The 15,777-nt window shown below is 40.2% G+C and carries 16 protein-coding genes; 8 read left to right on the top strand and 8 right to left on the bottom strand.

The window, feature by feature from the left end; genetic code table 11:
- Positions 1-15: 15 nt before the first annotated feature.
- Together ACQY4U_RS14965 and gpmI are read right to left on the bottom strand one after the other, a co-directional pair.
- Positions 16-576: a hypothetical protein gene (locus tag ACQY4U_RS14965; protein ID WP_428330248.1), complete on the bottom strand. Its 561-nt coding sequence runs from the start codon at positions 574-576 to the stop codon at positions 16-18.
- On the bottom strand, positions 563-2,086 hold the full coding sequence (gpmI, locus tag ACQY4U_RS14960) for a 2,3-bisphosphoglycerate-independent phosphoglycerate mutase (protein ID WP_428330247.1): 1,524 nt from the start codon (positions 2,084-2,086) through the stop codon (positions 563-565). Before gpmI ends, ACQY4U_RS14965 begins: the two co-directional genes overlap by 14 nt.
- A gap of 192 nt (positions 2,087-2,278) precedes the next feature.
- Here gpmI and ACQY4U_RS14955 point away from each other — a divergent pair, with 192 nt between their 5' ends.
- The 4 genes from ACQY4U_RS14955 (at position 2,279) to ACQY4U_RS14940 (ending at position 5,276) form a co-directional block, all read left to right on the top strand.
- A complete protein-coding gene (locus ACQY4U_RS14955; RefSeq protein WP_428330246.1) occupies positions 2,279-2,674 on the top strand; it encodes a DUF4783 domain-containing protein in 396 nt (131 codons plus the stop codon).
- 100 nt (positions 2,675-2,774) lie between these two features.
- Positions 2,775-3,617: a carboxylating nicotinate-nucleotide diphosphorylase gene (nadC, locus tag ACQY4U_RS14950; protein WP_428330245.1), complete on the top strand. Its 843-nt coding sequence runs from the start codon at positions 2,775-2,777 to the stop codon at positions 3,615-3,617.
- Positions 3,618-3,793: 176 nt separating this feature from the next.
- On the top strand, positions 3,794-4,471 hold the full coding sequence (plsY, locus tag ACQY4U_RS14945; RefSeq protein WP_428330244.1) for a glycerol-3-phosphate 1-O-acyltransferase PlsY: 678 nt from the start codon (positions 3,794-3,796) through the stop codon (positions 4,469-4,471).
- Between the two features lie 61 nt (positions 4,472-4,532).
- A complete protein-coding gene (locus tag ACQY4U_RS14940; protein WP_428330243.1) occupies positions 4,533-5,276 on the top strand; it encodes a YqjF family protein in 744 nt (247 codons plus the stop codon).
- Here the strand turns inward: ACQY4U_RS14940 and ACQY4U_RS14935 are convergent.
- The 4 genes from ACQY4U_RS14935 to ACQY4U_RS14920 form a co-directional block, all read right to left on the bottom strand.
- Positions 5,230-6,513, bottom strand: coding sequence for an anthranilate synthase component I family protein (locus tag ACQY4U_RS14935; RefSeq protein ID WP_428330242.1), 1,284 nt, complete (start codon positions 6,511-6,513; stop codon positions 5,230-5,232). The genes ACQY4U_RS14940 and ACQY4U_RS14935 overlap by 47 nt on opposite strands.
- 77 nt (positions 6,514-6,590) lie before the next feature.
- On the bottom strand, positions 6,591-7,868 hold the full coding sequence (locus ACQY4U_RS14930) for an adenylosuccinate synthase (protein WP_428330241.1): 1,278 nt from the start codon (positions 7,866-7,868) through the stop codon (positions 6,591-6,593).
- Positions 7,869-7,991: 123 nt separating this feature from the next.
- Positions 7,992-8,462 carry a Fur family transcriptional regulator gene (locus tag ACQY4U_RS14925; protein ID WP_073402180.1) on the bottom strand — a complete coding sequence of 157 codons (471 nt, stop codon included), beginning with the start codon at positions 8,460-8,462 and terminating at the stop codon, positions 7,992-7,994.
- A 96-nt stretch (positions 8,463-8,558) separates the two neighbouring features.
- Positions 8,559-10,781, bottom strand: coding sequence for a RelA/SpoT family protein (locus ACQY4U_RS14920; RefSeq protein WP_428330240.1), 2,223 nt, complete (start codon positions 10,779-10,781; stop codon positions 8,559-8,561).
- Positions 10,782-10,928: 147 nt separating this feature from the next.
- Here ACQY4U_RS14920 and ACQY4U_RS14915 point away from each other — a divergent pair, with 147 nt between their 5' ends.
- From ACQY4U_RS14915 to bshB1, 3 genes are read left to right on the top strand one after another with little or no spacing between them, the layout of a single operon-like run.
- Positions 10,929-11,504 carry a DUF4294 domain-containing protein gene (locus ACQY4U_RS14915; protein WP_428330239.1) on the top strand — a complete coding sequence of 192 codons (576 nt, stop codon included), beginning with the start codon at positions 10,929-10,931 and terminating at the stop codon, positions 11,502-11,504.
- Between the two features lie 2 nt (positions 11,505-11,506).
- Positions 11,507-12,007 carry a glutathione peroxidase gene (locus tag ACQY4U_RS14910; RefSeq protein ID WP_428330238.1) on the top strand — a complete coding sequence of 167 codons (501 nt, stop codon included), beginning with the start codon at positions 11,507-11,509 and terminating at the stop codon, positions 12,005-12,007.
- 15 nt (positions 12,008-12,022) lie between these two features.
- On the top strand, positions 12,023-12,745 hold the full coding sequence (gene bshB1, locus ACQY4U_RS14905) for a bacillithiol biosynthesis deacetylase BshB1 (RefSeq protein ID WP_428330237.1): 723 nt from the start codon (positions 12,023-12,025) through the stop codon (positions 12,743-12,745).
- A gap of 63 nt (positions 12,746-12,808) precedes the next feature.
- Here bshB1 and ACQY4U_RS14900 read toward each other — a convergent pair whose 3' ends face one another.
- Complete coding sequence (locus ACQY4U_RS14900) at positions 12,809-13,255, bottom strand: hypothetical protein (RefSeq protein ID WP_428330236.1); 447 nt, start codon at positions 13,253-13,255, stop codon at positions 12,809-12,811.
- Between the two features lie 210 nt (positions 13,256-13,465).
- Positions 13,466-14,797 (bottom strand): L-lysine 6-transaminase, encoded by a 1,332-nt coding sequence (gene lat, locus ACQY4U_RS14895; RefSeq protein WP_428330235.1) that lies wholly within the window; start codon positions 14,795-14,797, stop codon positions 13,466-13,468.
- A gap of 216 nt (positions 14,798-15,013) precedes the next feature.
- Here lat and ACQY4U_RS14890 point away from each other — a divergent pair, with 216 nt between their 5' ends.
- Positions 15,014-15,766 (top strand): endonuclease/exonuclease/phosphatase family protein, encoded by a 753-nt coding sequence (locus ACQY4U_RS14890; protein ID WP_428330234.1) that lies wholly within the window; start codon positions 15,014-15,016, stop codon positions 15,764-15,766.
- Positions 15,767-15,777 lie beyond the last annotated feature (11 nt).

The raw sequence follows: 15,777 nt of genomic DNA, 5'->3' as shown, positions 1-15,777 counted from the left end.
TTTTCCTGATCAATCTTAATGAACTATTGCTCCCTGTATCCGGTACCTGTTAATACCCAAAAATCTTACCTTCTGCGTTTTTTCAATCAGGTATAACGAATCAGGGAAATAGCTTAGTTTTTCGGTGGTTTCGTAAAGGCTGTTCTTAGTATAATTCTCAATCAGTATCCACCTAACCTTTTGCTTATCCCTGCGGATAACCATTTTATACATTTTAAGGCTGGGGTCTTTTCTCTTATAGATCAAAAACTCGTCGTTATCTGTTACATCGTAACTGTTTTTCCAGGCTGGCTTATTTATGTCCGACCCGATAAAGAGATCAAGCTCTTTACCCCAATCAGCAATTTTAACCTTTTTGCTTTCGATAACACCATTATGGGCAATGGATTTAAGTACGAACGGGTTGAGCTTGTTAAGCCTTGCCGTATCAGCCTTAAAATAGCCTTTAAGGTCAAAATACTTTGCATCCGGACCTGTTTCTTTCAGGTCCGGTTTGCAGGATGAAAATCCGGTCAGTAAAAATATACCAACCAATAAAGTTATTACAGGTAACGTATGTGATTTACACCAATACATTACCGCTCATTTTTTCAGGAATCTGAACGCCTAATATGCTTAATACCGTTGGTGCTATATCACCTAACTTACCATCTTTTACGGTTTTAACATCGCTGTCAATCACAATACAAGGTACTAAGTTAGTGGTATGTGCAGTGTTTGGTGATCCGTCTTCGTTCACCATATAATCAGCATTACCATGGTCGGCAATAATAATAAACGAGTAGCCACTGGCTATACCGGCTTCAACTACTGCTTTGGTGCAGCTATCGGCAGTTTCCGCAGCTTTTATAACGGCACTGAACACACCTGTATGGCCAACCATATCGGTATTGGCAAAGTTGAGCACAATAAAATCGGCCCAGCCGCTATGAAGCTCAGGGATGATCGCATCGCGGATACCTTCGGCACTCATTTCGGGCTGCAGATCATAGGTTGCCACTTTGGGCGATGGCACCAATAAACGTTTCTCGTTGATAAATTCTTTTTCGCGCCCGCCCGAAAAGAAGAAGGTTACATGCGGGTATTTTTCTGTTTCGGCAATGCGGATCTGGTTCTTACCTGCATCCTGTAATATCTCGCCCAGGGTTTGGGTTAAATCGTCCTTATCAAATACCACCTTTACATTTTTAAAGGTTTCATCATAAGGGGTCATGGTAATATATTTCAGATCGAGCGGGTGCATATTATATTCAGGAAATGCCTTTTGAGTTAACGCGATGGTGATCTCGCGTCCACGGTCAGTCCTGAAATTAAAGCAGATAACCACATCGCCGCTTTCAATAACAGCTAAGGGTTTACCGGCCGCATCAACATTTACAATTGGCTGTATAAACTCGTCGGTAATATCTTTTAAATATGATTCTTTGATTGACTGTGTTATATTTTGAGTAGGTGTACCTTCGCCATTAACCATCAGGTCATAAGCTAACTTAACACGTTCCCAACGGTTATCCCTGTCCATCGCATAATACCGGCCTATTAACGACGCTATTTTTACAGGCGAATACTTGATATGATCTTCCAGATCAGTAATAAAATTAAAGCCCGATTTAGGGTCGGTATCACGGCCATCTAAAAAAGCATGGATAAATACTTTGTCTAAATCATAAACAGCGGCGGCATCGCATAAACCTTTTACGTGCCTTATATGTGAGTGTACACCACCATCAGATACTAAACCTATCAAGTGTACTTTTTTATTATTTTGTTTAGCATATTCAAATGCCTCTTTTAAAACAGGGTTACCGGGTAGTTCATTATCATCAACCGCTTTGTGAATGCGGCCCAATTCCTGGTAAACAACACGGCCTGCACCTAAATTCATGTGGCCAACTTCGGAGTTACCCATTTGCCCGGCAGGCAAGCCAACGGCAGTGCCTGATGCTTCCAGCTTTGAGTGGGGGTAATTGGCTATTAACGAATCAAAAAACGGCGTATGGGCCGCAACAATAGCGTTCGACGCATCATTTCGGCCGTAACCCCAGCCGTCAAGGATAATTAATGCAACTTTTTTTTGTTTTTCCACAATGCAAATATAAAGGCAACGTTGTAATATGTATAAATTTATTGTTGATTAAGTTGATTAGGTAAGCAGCCGAATGCTGGTAAACATTTCACTGCATAGTTTCACCTTCTAATTCCGGTAATTTTAATACAAGCCGGTAAACTTTACTACATTAGTGCAACTATCCTTTCTTATTACTGTCTGATAATTACGATGAAGCTTTTATACCTGCCATTGTTTATTTTACTTTATATGGTTCCTGCAAACCCTGTTGCAGATGCTATAGATAAAATTGCGGAATTAATACGGCAGGGAAATACCCGCGAGCTTTCAAAAACATTTGCTGCAACTGTTGATTTTACCATGCAGGATGAAGAGAATGTTTATTCAAAAGCGCAAACTGAGCAAATATTAGACAAGTTTTTTTTGCAGAACAAGCCCCGATCTATTAAAATGCTGCACCGGGTAAACTCAAACCCAAACTATCTTTTTGGTGTACTGGTACTCAATACTGATAAAGGCGCATTCCGTATTTCCTATACCTTAAAGCAAGCCGACGGCAACTTTACATTGATAGAGTTGCGGATAGAAACCGAGAAAGTTAAGTAAGCTACCTGCCGGTAACGGATGTGTGACCGACTTAACTAAGCATCCCGTATAAACAATATCCAAATTGTTATTACTTTTGAGCTTATAAAAAAGCAAAGGTTTGGACAAAGAACTCATTGATCAGTTTATTATAAATTCCCTTAAAGAGGATGTTGGCGATGGCGATCATACCTCATTAGCAACCATTACTGCGGGTACTACCGGCAAGGCAAAGCTTTTAGTTAAGGATACAGGTATTTTGGCAGGTGTTGAACTATCGCTGGAGATCTTCCGTATAGTTGATGCTAACCTGAAGGTAAGCACATATATAAATGACGGTGCCAAAGTAAAACCGGGCGATATTGCCTTTGAGGTTGAGGGCGATGCACGAAGCATTTTAACTGCCGAGCGCCTGGTACTTAACTGTATGCAGCGCATGAGCGGCATAGCCACCAAAACAAAAGAAATTGTTGACCTTTTACAGGGCACCAACACACAGGTTTTAGATACCCGCAAAACCACACCGGGCATGCGCTACCTGGAGAAATGGGCCGTACGCATTGGCGGTGGTGTAAACCATCGTTTTGGGTTGTATGATATGATACTGATAAAGGATAATCATGTTGATTATAGCGGCGGCATCAGGGAAGCAATAGAAAAAGCGCAACAATATATCATTAAGCAAAACAAAAAGCTGGCAATTGAGATTGAAGTAAGAAACCTTGATGAACTGGAACAGGTTTTGCAAACAGGCGGTATAAATCGTATATTGCTGGATAACTTTAATTACGATAACCTGCGCGAAGCGGTAAATATTATTGGCGGCAGATATATTACAGAAGCATCGGGCGGTATAACGATTGACAACATTCGCCAGTATGCCGAGTGCGGGGTTGATTATATCTCTGTTGGTGCATTAACACATTCTGTTAAAAGTTTAGATCTGAGCTTAAAAGCAGTTTAAGTTACAGCTATTTGCAGGGGTTAAAAATTTGATGAATTTTTAAAATTACATTAAGAGTTAGTAAAAATAAGGCTTGGCATCTTTTTTAAAGCTATGGCCATGCACTAACTTTTATCTCTAATTTAAATAATGATAAAGGTATTATTAAGCTTTCAATTTATTAATATTGCGGTGAGATGATAACTGTCTATTCTATTTCAGCGCTTATTCTGGCCTATTTATGCGGATCTATCCCAACTGCTGTTTGGATAGGGCAAGCTTTTTATGGTGTTGATGTAAGGGAGTATGGCAGCGGTAATGCCGGGGCAACCAATACCTTTAGGGTGCTGGGTAAAAAAGCCGGGATCCCCGTAATGCTTTTAGACATTTTAAAAGGGTGGACGGCTACTAACCTGGCTTTCTTTATCGGCGCATCCACTACCGGTGGGCCGCATTCAAATTATATCAGCTACCAGCTTGCTTTGGGTATAGCTGCCGTTATGGGGCATTTGTTCCCGGTGTTTGCAGGTTTCAGGGGCGGTAAAGGGGTAGCTACCTTATTCGGAATGGTTTTGGCAGTTAATTTACATGCTGCCCTGTTTTGCGTAACCATATTTATCATTGTGCTTTTACTTACCAAATATGTATCGCTCAGTTCAATTACAGCCGGGTTTGCCTATTTAATTGGCGTTACGTTTTTTTTTAATAAGTACACCAATAACCTGGTGGTAATTTTTGGGATGTGTATCTGCTTATTGATATTAGTTACCCATCAAAAAAACATTGAGCGCCTGCTTAAGGGAAAAGAATCAAGGGTTAACCTGTTTAAAAAGAAAAACAGCCTGCCGGGCACTCCCGGTTCCAAACCTGTATAGCTTATCCGGATATTAATCCTGATCTTTCGTTAAAATTATATTCAAAACCAATAAAGTATATATGGGTAAGCCAAAATTTTTGCAGGCGCAATGGAAAGATTTGTTGATGCTTAATTACGAGGTTGATCCCGATGTATTAAAACCCTATATCCCCGCAGGCACCATACTTGATTTATGGCAGGGTAAAGCCCTGGTAAGTATGGTAGGCTTTATGTTTTTAGATACCAAAGTATTGGGCATAAAATGGCCCTTCCATGTAAACTTTGAGGAAATTAACCTGCGCTTTTACGTAAAGCATTTTGATGGAAAAGAATGGAAACGCGGGGCCGTATTTGTTAGCGAGATTGTACCCAAGGGGATAATTGCCTTTGTTGCCAATAACCTGTATAGAGAACATTACCGCGCACTGCCAACACGCCATTCAAAAACACCGGCACCAAATAATGCTACTCAATTTTTATATGAGTGGAAACTGAAAGGTAAATGGAACAAGTTAGGTGCTACCGTAAGTAACCATTTAAAAAATATAGAAAAAGGAAGCGCCGAAGAATTTATTTTTGAGCACTACTGGGGCTACAACATCTGGAGTGCGGTTAAAACCATGCAGTACCAGGTTGAACATGTTTCGTGGCAGATAGCCGAAGTTACCGATCCTGTTTTTGAAGCTGATGTAAAGGAATTGTATGGCGAAGCTTTTGAACCGTTTTTAAAAACCAAACCTTTTTCGGCGTTTTTTGCCAGCGGGTCTGACGTTAATATCAGGGTTGGGGAGATGATAGTGGTTGACCCAGCACTTCTAAAATAGCACGGGCCTTAAGCAAGCATTCTTCATATTCCTGTTCGGCATTGGCGTGGTAAGTGATGGCACTCCCAGCGCTGAACGATAAATACGCCTTGCCTTGATTATACAAAAGGGTGCGGATAACTACATTAAAATCAAAATCATCATCGGGGCTAAAATATCCGATAGCACCCGAATAAACCCCTCGCCTGCTTTGCTCATATTGCTCCATCAGCTGCATAGCACTTATTTTGGGTGCACCTGTCATGCTGCCCATAGGGAACGTGTTCCTGATAGCCTGTACAGGGCTAACATCTTCCTGTAATTCACAAACCACTGTAGAGATCATTTGATGTACATGCCTGAAGCTGTAGATGCCGAATAGCTCTTCGGTTTTAACGCTGCCTTGTTTGGCAGACCGGGTCAGATCATTCCTCACCATGTCAACCACCATTACATTTTCCTGTAATTCTTTGGTATGATTTCTTAGTTGCTGAATGATCAGCTCATCTTCTGCTGGTGTTATACCACGCCTGGCAGTCCCTTTTATCGGTTGCGATATTAGTTTATTGCCTCTTTTTGCTAAAAAGCGTTCGGGGGTGGCGCAAAGAATATAGTTGTCATTCCACTTAAAGAAGGAAGCAAACGGGTTGGGCGATATTTCATTGAGCTTTAAAAACACGGCCAGTGGATCAATCACTGCATTTTCAGCAAAGAATTCCTGGCAAAAATTGGTTACATAAATATCCCCGCGGTTGATATGCTCTTTGATCTTTTCAACTACGGCAATGTAAGCCTCCTTATTAAAACGGGATTGAATATTTACTGCAGATACTCCTGTCTGAACTTCCGTTGTTTGCTCCCCTATCCTATCCAAAACAAACTGCGGATCATCAGATATTATTTCAATTTCATTACCCCTCAACACAATTAAATGCTGCGGCACAAAAAAATAAAGATCAGGAAAACCTAATTGATCAGCATGGCTTGATGATACGTTTTCAATCTCGTTTTTAAGATCATACCCAAAAAAACCAGTTAACCAGCCTGTATTTTTTTTACGGAACTGTGCTAATTCATTAAAAGCATCACCGGCATTTGCTGCGATCTCCTCACTTGCTCCTATGGCTATTAATGCATCAAACTTTGAATATGGATCGGCAAAACCATTGGCATCAAGGTAACAGCAAACATTAAATGTTGCTGCCCATTGCAAGGCCCTGGCTATAAAATCATCAGGATCGGTTATGGATTTGATCACGAAGCAAAAATAGTTATACAAAATTAAAAGGCCCCGATAAACGGAGCCTTTGTATAATTAAGGATAGTAGGTATCTATTAATTTAATACCAGCGTTTGTACCCTATCTGGCCCTACTGATAGGTATTTTACAGGCACACCTAATTCTTTTTCTAAAAATGCGATGTACGAACTAAGTCTTGCCGGAATTTCTGATACTTCAGTAATACCTGTCAAATCTTCGTTCCAGCCATCAATTTCCTTTAATACAGGTTCAGCATCAACTGAACAAATATCATAAGGCATATAATCAATAGTTTCGCCTAAATAATTATAGTGGGTACAAGCATATATCTTATCAAAACCACTCAAAACATCAGCCTTGGTCATTACCAATTGGGTAACACCGTTCAGCATAATGGCATATTTTAAAGCAGGAAGGTCAATCCAACCGGTACGGCGCGGCCTGCCGCTTACTGCACCAAACTCATGCCCAATGCGGCGTAACTCTTCACCAATTTCATTATCCAGTTCAGTTGGGAACGGACCACCACCAACACGGGTGCAATAAGCCTTAAATATGCCTATTACATCGCCAATTTTATTGGGGGCAATACCTAAACCGGTACAAGCACCGGCAGTAGTGGTATTTGATGAGGTTACAAATGGATACGAGCCAAAATCAATATCAAGCATGGTACCCTGTGCGCCTTCGGCCAAAACCTTTTTTCCTTGTTTCAGGTAATCATTAACGTAATGTTCCGAATCAACCAAAGGGAATTGATTGATCAGTTCAATTGCTTCAAAAAATGCTTTTTCGCGTTCCGAAAAATCAGCAACTTCGCCATATAAAGCGGTAAGCATTGAAACATGCTTATCAACTAATTTCTGGTAGCGTTCTTTAAAATCAGGCAGGGTGGTATCGCCAACGCGTAAACCATTACGGCCTGTTTTATCCATATAAGTAGGGCCAATTCCTTTTAAGGTTGATCCTATTTTACCTTCGCCCATTTTCTTTTCAGATGCTGCATCAAGCAGCTGGTGGGTAGGCAATATCAGGTGCGCCTTTTTAGCAATAACAAGGTTGCCCTTAGCTAAAAGATCGTGCCCGGCATCTTTTAATTTATCAATTTCCTTTTTAAGGGTGATAGGGTCAATTACTACCCCATTACCAATCAGGTTCATGGTGTTTTCAAAAAATATGCCCGATGGTATGGTGTTTAATACAAACTTTTTCCCATCAAACTCAAGTGTGTGGCCTGCATTTGGACCACCCTGAAAACGAGCGATCAGGTCATAGCCCGCGCTTAATACGTCAACAATTTTTCCTTTACCTTCATCGCCCCACTGGAGGCCTAATAATACGTCAACAGCCATTAATTCTTTATATCTTAATTATAATAATTGTCAAATTCTCAGAGGAATAGATAACACCTTTGGTTAGCGCAAAGGTATCATCATAAATATATCTATTTTGAAAAAAATGAAAAACTTTCGTGCTTACTGTGCTTTCCTGTCGCAAAAGCCTGCACGCAATTTTTCACAATTGCCATATAGGTTTAAAGAGTGGTGTTTTATCTCAAATTTCAACAAGCCGCCCATCATGCTTTGAATTTGCTGAATACGCGGATCGCAAAACTCAACTACCTTACCGCAATCAATACAAATAATATGATCGTGCTGTTTATAGCCGTATGATTTTTCGAACTGGGCCATGTTTTTACCAAACTGGTGCTTGGTTACCAGGTCGCACGATACCAGCAGCTCCAATGTATTGTAAACGGTGGCCCTGCTAACACGGTATTTTTTATTTTTCATGTGGATGTATAATGACTCCACATCAAAATGGTCGCTTCGTGAATATATTTCTTCGAGTATTGCAAAACGCTCAGGGGTTTTCCTGAGGTTTTTATTTTCAAGATAGGCCTCGAAAATCTTTTTAACCATCGCTATGGTTTCCTGTTGAGACATGATGTTAAATTAACGCGTCAAAGTTATTAATTTAGTTTGGAGTTTGTTAAGTTTATTGAGCTGTAAATATCAGCCAATCACCTTATCAGCCAAACTTCAGGATGCTTTTTCAATTACAGAATCAAACCGGTTTACGCCGGTAACGCCTTTAACTGTTTTTAATTTTTTAATCAGGTTATCCAAATGGTCGGTATCGTTTACATAAACCATAATTGAGCCTTCAAAAATCCCATTATCGCTATCAACCGTAATGGAGCGCATGTTCACCTTAAAATCATTTGATATTACGGTGGTTAGTTTATTGATCAAACCAACATCATCAATCCCGGTTATGCGCAGGCCAGTTAAAAACGCCAGTTCCTGCTGATTAGTCCAACGGGCCTTTACAATACGGTAGCCATAATTAGCCATTAGCTTGGCTGCATTAGGGCAATTGGTACGATGGATTTTTATACCATCGCTAACGGTAATAAAACCAAAAACATCATCGCCGGGGATGGGGTTACAGCAATTAGCCAGCTTATAGTCAATCTTTTGCATGTCTTCGCCAATCAGCAGCATATCGCTGTCTTTGGCTTTAACACTGCGCATAAAACTTTGCAGCTGCTCGGTTTCTATTTTATCCTGCGGTTTGTTTTCAATTACTTTTTCTGATACCTGGTACTCTTTCAGGTCCTTCATATCAATAATGCCTTTGGCAACATTGTAAAAAAGATCCTGTGTTGATCCCAGCTTAAAGTAATAACTCAGCTTGTGTATATTTTCGGAGTTGTAAGTGATCTTTAACGATTTCATCTTACGCTCCAATATCTCTTTACCGTCTTCGGCTATTTTGCGTTTTTCTTCTTTTAAGGCCGATTTTATTTTGGCTTTGGCCTTGGCCGTTACCACAATGTTCAGCCAATCCTCCTTAGGCGTTTGCTTGCCCGAGGTGATGATCTCCACCTGATCTCCGTTTTGCAGCTTGTGGTTTAGCGGTACCAGTTTATGGTTAACCTTTGCACCAATACAGCTTGCACCAACGTCGGTATGTATCTCGAAAGCAAAATCCAACGCTGTGGCGCTTAGCGGCAGTTGGATAAGGGCACCTTTGGGCGTAAAAATGAAGATCTCGTCAGAGAACAGGTTCATTTTAAAATCATCCAAAAAGTCGAGTGCGTTTGAGTCAGGATTTTTAAGCATATCCCTCACCTTTTGCACCCATTGGTCGAGCCCGCTATCGGTTGATGATTCCTTGTATTTCCAGTGCGCTGCAAAACCCTTTTCGGCAATCTCATTCATCCGCTTGGTACGGATCTGCACTTCAACCCATTGCCCGCGGGGGCCCATTACGGTAGTGTGCAACGATTCGTAACCATTAGCTTTGGGCGAGGAGATCCAGTCGCGCAGCCTGTCAGGATTCGGCCTGTAAAGGTCGGTTACTATAGAATATGCTTTCCAGCAATCAGCCTTTTCATTTTCGGGCGTACTATCTAAAATTATCCTGATGGCAAAAAGGTCATATACCTCTTCAAATGGGATAGATTTTTTCTTCATCTTATTCCAGATGGAGTGGATTGATTTTGGCCTGCCAAATATGTCAGACTCCAGATCCTGCCCTGATATTACTTTTTTTACCGGCTCAATAAAATCCCTGATAAACTTTTCACGCTCGGCCTTTTTCTCATTAAGTTTATTTTTGATAAACTGGTAGGTTTCTCTTTCCATGTATTTCATCGAAAGATCTTCCAGTTCAGATTTTATAGCATATAAACCAAGCCTATGAGCAAGAGGAGCGTATAAATAAACCGTTTCTGAAGATAGTTTAAGCTGCTTATCGCGTGGCATAAACTCCATCGTACGCATGTTGTGCAACCTATCGGCAAGTTTTATCAGTATTACCCTTACATCATCAGCAAGGGTAAGCAGCATTTTACGGAAATTTTCGGCCTGTAATGAGCTGTTGGTATCAAAAACACCTGATATTTTGGTTAAACCATCAATTATCATGGCTACCTTTTTACCAAATTCGCGCTCAATGTCCTCAAGCGTCATGTTGGTATCCTCAACCACATCATGCAGCAGGGCACATACTATGGAGGTAGTTCCCAATCCAATTTCTTCGGCAGCAATCTGAGCAACGGCAATAGGATGGTAAATATAAGGCTCGCCTGATTTTCGGCGCATATCCTTATGGCTCTCCAACGCCATCTCAAATGCCTTGCGGATCATCCTTTTATCGCCCTTTTGCAAAGTCGATTTTGATGCGCGTAATAAAGCACGATACCTTTTTAATATCTCATTCTTCTCGGCTTCCAGATCAATCACTAAGTCTTTCATTCGTATGCGCTATTACTCTTACTATCATAAACTTGCAAAAAAAATTATAATTGCAGGTTATTATCAAATACCAAAAAAAATTGCATTATTTTTGTATTACGTAAAATTATGAAATTAATTGGTTTGTTTTTGTTGTTTTGTTGCTTAATGGGATCAGCAGATGCCCAAACCAACAAACCTGCACCCATACTACTGGGCAAAAATGATACCATCAAAACCTATTTGACCCTGGATAGCGGAAAGTTGACACCCTGGATAGTTTTAGCTGACATAAGGATTACAGACACCCGTATTTTTAAAAGCCAGGCAGATATTGATAATTACAGACGCTTACGTTACAACGTACTTAAAGTATTGCCTTATGCACGTTTTGCAGGCCAGCGTTACCGTAAACTGCAACGCGACCTTGCTTTAACCGGCGACAGGCACAAACAAAAACAATTAATAACCGATTGCGAAAGCGAAATTAAAGGATTATTTAACAAGGAGGTTAAAGATCTGACAATTAGTCAGGGTGAGGTTTTGATTAAGCTGATTGACCGCGAAACAGGCAATACAAGCTTTGCGATGGTTAAAGAATTAAAAGGCGGGTTCAACGCTTTTTTACTGCAATCAGTTGCACGCATATTTGGGCATGACTTGAAAGAGACTTATGACCCTGATGAACAAAAGGATATTGAAGCTATATTGCTGCAGGCAGGATATAGTTCATCTAACAATTAATAATGGCCGACAATAGTATTTACCGCTTTAATGTTCAAAAGTTAAACGGTGAGGAGATAAACTTATCTGCATATAAAGATAAAGTTCTTTTAATAGTTAACACCGCTTCTCAATGCGGTTTCACACCACAGATTAATGAGTTAAATGCCCTTAAAGCTGAGTTTGAAGGGCAAGGCTTTGAAATACTGGCATTTCCGTCAAACGATTTTGGCGGCCAGGAGCCTTTGGAAGGCAAAGGACTGGAATCATTTTGCGAAATTCAAAAAATAACTTACCCCGTATTTGATAAGATCCGCGTTCGTGGGCCTTATGCCGATCCGTTGTATAAGTTTTTTTCGGATAAAAAGGAAAATGGTAAGCTAAGCTCCGTACCGAGATGGAACTTCCATAAATTTTTGATCAACAAGTCTGGCTTAGTTACCGACTTTTTTTACCCTTTTACCAAACCCACATCCTCAAAAATAAGGAAACAGGTAGCCCGGTTATTAGCGGCAGGTAAATAAACTTAACGCTGTTTTATGCTTAAATTAGATATTTTAGTTTTATCCGTACACCCGGACGATGCCGAGCTTGGTTGTGCCGGTACTGTTTTAAAACATATTGCACTTGGCCACAAAGTAGGCATAGTTGACCTTACCCGCGGTGAGTTAGGCACCCGCGGATCTGCCGAGATCCGCGATAAAGAGGCTGCCGAATCAGCCCGCATACTGGGTTTATCCATCCGCGAAAATTTAGGGATACCTGATGGCTTTTTTGAAAACACCAAACAGTATCAGCTGCAAATAATTGATGCTATCCGTAAATATCAGCCCGAAATTATTTTAACCAATGCTTACCACGACAGGCACCCTGATCATGGCCGTGCTAATCAATTGGTTGAGGCTGCTACATTTTTATCAGGATTACGAAAGATAGAAACTTTTGATAATGGTGAACTACAGAAAGAATGGCGCCCAAAACAACTGCTGCATTTTATACAGGACAATTATATAAAGCCAGATATTTTGGTTGATGTTACTGACTACTGGGACAAAAAGATAGAAAGTATACACGCATTTGGTTCGCAGTTTTTTAACCCTGATTGGAACGATGAACCGCAAACCTATATCTCATCGCCTGATTTTATACAAATAGTAGAAGCCCGTGCCCGTGAGTTTGGCAAAAGCATACAGGTTAAATATGCTGAGGGGTTTACGTCTAAGAAAATATTAGGGGTTGATAGTTTGTTCGATCTGCGATAAAAGATTTAGTCTGGAGTCTTTAACTAATTATTAACTTAGGTTAAAGACTTCAGGCTTCTTAATTTAAATCCTAACGTATTCAAAACGGTTATTTTCGTTGCTTCTTTCGCGGCGCAGCTTGTTTTCGTTGGCAAGCTTTAAAAGGATTCCGGATAGTTCGGATGTTTTAAATTCCGAATCGAAATTATCCTTGCAGTAATCGGCAATTGATGATATTGAATGTGGTACGCTAAAAAACTCAGTTGATAAAAGCTGGTTAAGCACTTTAGTTGCCCCGGGTTTTTTGGCACTTCTGGCAGTAGTCGCATAATGTGGCTCGCTACCGTTTCTGTGCTTATAAACCTTTTTGTTAAATATCTCGGCTCCTTCAACATCGCCCTTTTCAGATTCTATCATGGCATCCAACAACCTGTCAACAACCCTTACCTGAACAGCTTCTGAGTGGAAAGAGTTTACAACTTCAGAAATTTCAACCAACTGCTTTTTTAATTTTTCAATGTATTTGCTCATGATACTTTTAGCCCTTTTATATTTAATCCTCTTATTACAAATTTACCAAGCGTAATAATTTAAAACATTGCCGATTTTGGTAAAAAGTTAGTAAATATTACCCGCTAATATTAATTAGCGTAATAACTGTACATTAATTAAATAAGGTAACGAAAAAATGCCTGTATAGTTGTTATACAGGCATTTTGTATCAATTGTTTTACAATTACGTTATAATGTGGCCGATATTTTTTCAAGTATTGTGAGGCCAGCATCAATATGTTTTTGCTCAATAATAAGTGCCGGCCTGAAACGGATACTGTTATCGCCACAACCTAAAAACATAACATTATGCTCCATACCCCTGATAATAAATTTATCGCGGGTAGCTTTATCAGGAAAATCAAACGCAACCAGCAGCCCCTTACCCCTTATGTTACTGATGATTGGGTATTTCTCTGCAATCCGCACAAGTTCACTTTGCAGGTAATCGCCCATTTTGGCTGCATTATCGCATAGGTTATCTTCTTCAATAATCTCCATTATTTTTGCAGCTCTTACCATATCAACCAGGCTGCCTCCCCAGGTTGAATTTATCCGCGACGAAACATTGAACACATTGTTCTCCACCTCATCAACACGGCGGCTGGCCAGTATGCCGCAAACCTGCATTTTTTTACCAAAGGCAATAATATCAGGGCGGGCATTGTCGCCAAAGTGTTCATAGCACCAAAACTTGCCGGTAAGGCCTACTCCTGTTTGTATCTCATCATATATCAGCAAGGCTTCATGCTCATCTGCAAGCTTTCTTAATTGCTCTAAAAACTCCTGCCGCACGTGGTTATCCCCACCCTCTGATTGTATGGGCTCAATTATTATGGCGCATACATCGTCCTTATTCTCTTCAAACGCTTTTTTTATCTGCGCTATAGATAGTTCCTCGCGCTTTACCAAATCATCGTGATTGCTATCGCTGTAAGGGAAATTTATTTGCGGTATTGATACCCTTGGCCAATCAAACTTGGCAAACCATTTGGTTTTAACGGGCTGCGTATTGGTTAAACTAAGCGTATAACCCGAACGGCCATGAAAAGCACGCTCAAAATGGATCACCTTAAAACCTAATTCCTTGGTATATCCTTTTGCAAAGTTTTTCTGCACCTTCCAGTCCATTGCAACTTTAAGCGCATTTTCAATAGCTAATGAGCCCCCTGCAATAAAAAAAGCATGCGGCAGGTATTCGGGTATGCCAACCCTTGCAAAGGTTTCAACAAACTGCGCGTACTGCGTTGTATAAATATCTGAGTTTGATGGATTGGTCATAGCGGCCAGCATCAGGTTTTTTTTAAACACTTCATCGTTCACCATTTTAGGGTGATTATATCCTAAGGGTACGGATGCAAAGCAGGTAAAAAAATCAAGCAGGCTGCGGTTATATTTAGCATCGTGAATATAAACGCCCTTACTTTTTTCCATGTCAAAAGTCAGGTCGAAGCCATCGGCTAATACATGCTTCTGTAATGAAGCCTGTACATTTTCGGGAGAAACAATCAGGTTGTACATATAGATTGGTTTTCTCAAATTTACTAAAAAGCCCTCAAAAACTATAATTTAAGCGGTTTTTGAACCGATACGCTAAAAAGTAACTTTAAACTATTTAAACTTACTTTTTGAACTAAAACGGAAAATGGTTATCAAATATCCTGATTAGGAAAACAGTAGATTATTGAATTAATACAAAAATAAACGCCTAAATTCATACCTGGCTTTAGTTGATTTATGAAGATCATTACCTGGAATTGTAATATGGCTTTCAGAAAAAAGGCGCATTTAATTATGGCGCTAAAGCCGGATATATTGATTATACAGGAGTGTGAATCGCTGGAGAAATTGAAATACAAAATTGAAATCCCCCCGGCCACCAACGCTTTATGGTTCGGTACAAATCCGCATAAAGGAATAGCCATATTTTCATTCGGCAAGACGAAAATTAGTGTGTTGCCTGATCATAACGAAGCTTTTAAATTAGTGATCCCCGTTGCTGTTTCGGCTGCGGGCTATCATTTTAATCTTTTTGCTATTTGGGCACATAACCCCGCCGATGCAGACGGCCAATATATTGAGCAGGTATGGAAAGCCATCAATTACTATGACGCGCTGCTATCAACGCAGGATGCAATTCTGATCGGAGATTTTAACAGCAATACCATCTGGGATAAAAAGCACCGGCCTGCCAATCATTCAAACGTTGTAAAGTACCTCGAGGCAAAGAATATACATAGCACCTACCATAATCATTTTAAAGAAGCACAGGGCATGGAACGCAGCTTTACCTTTTATTTATACAAACACTTAAACAAGCCCTATCATTTAGATTATTGTTTTGCATCTGAAAGTATTATGGATGCCATAAAATCTGTACAGGTAGGCAAACATGCAGTTTGGAGTGCCTACAGCGATCACATGCCTTTAATAATAAGCTTTAAACCTCCCAAACAAAAACAAAGCCCGCCGTTAGGTGCGGCGGGCTGAAGTAATATTCA

Source organism: Mucilaginibacter sp., from assembly GCF_965277465.1.
Taxonomy (GTDB): Bacteria; Bacteroidota; Bacteroidia; order Sphingobacteriales; family Sphingobacteriaceae; genus Mucilaginibacter.
Note: the sequence above shows the minus strand (reverse complement) of the source record. Positions and strands in the feature narration are given on the sequence as shown.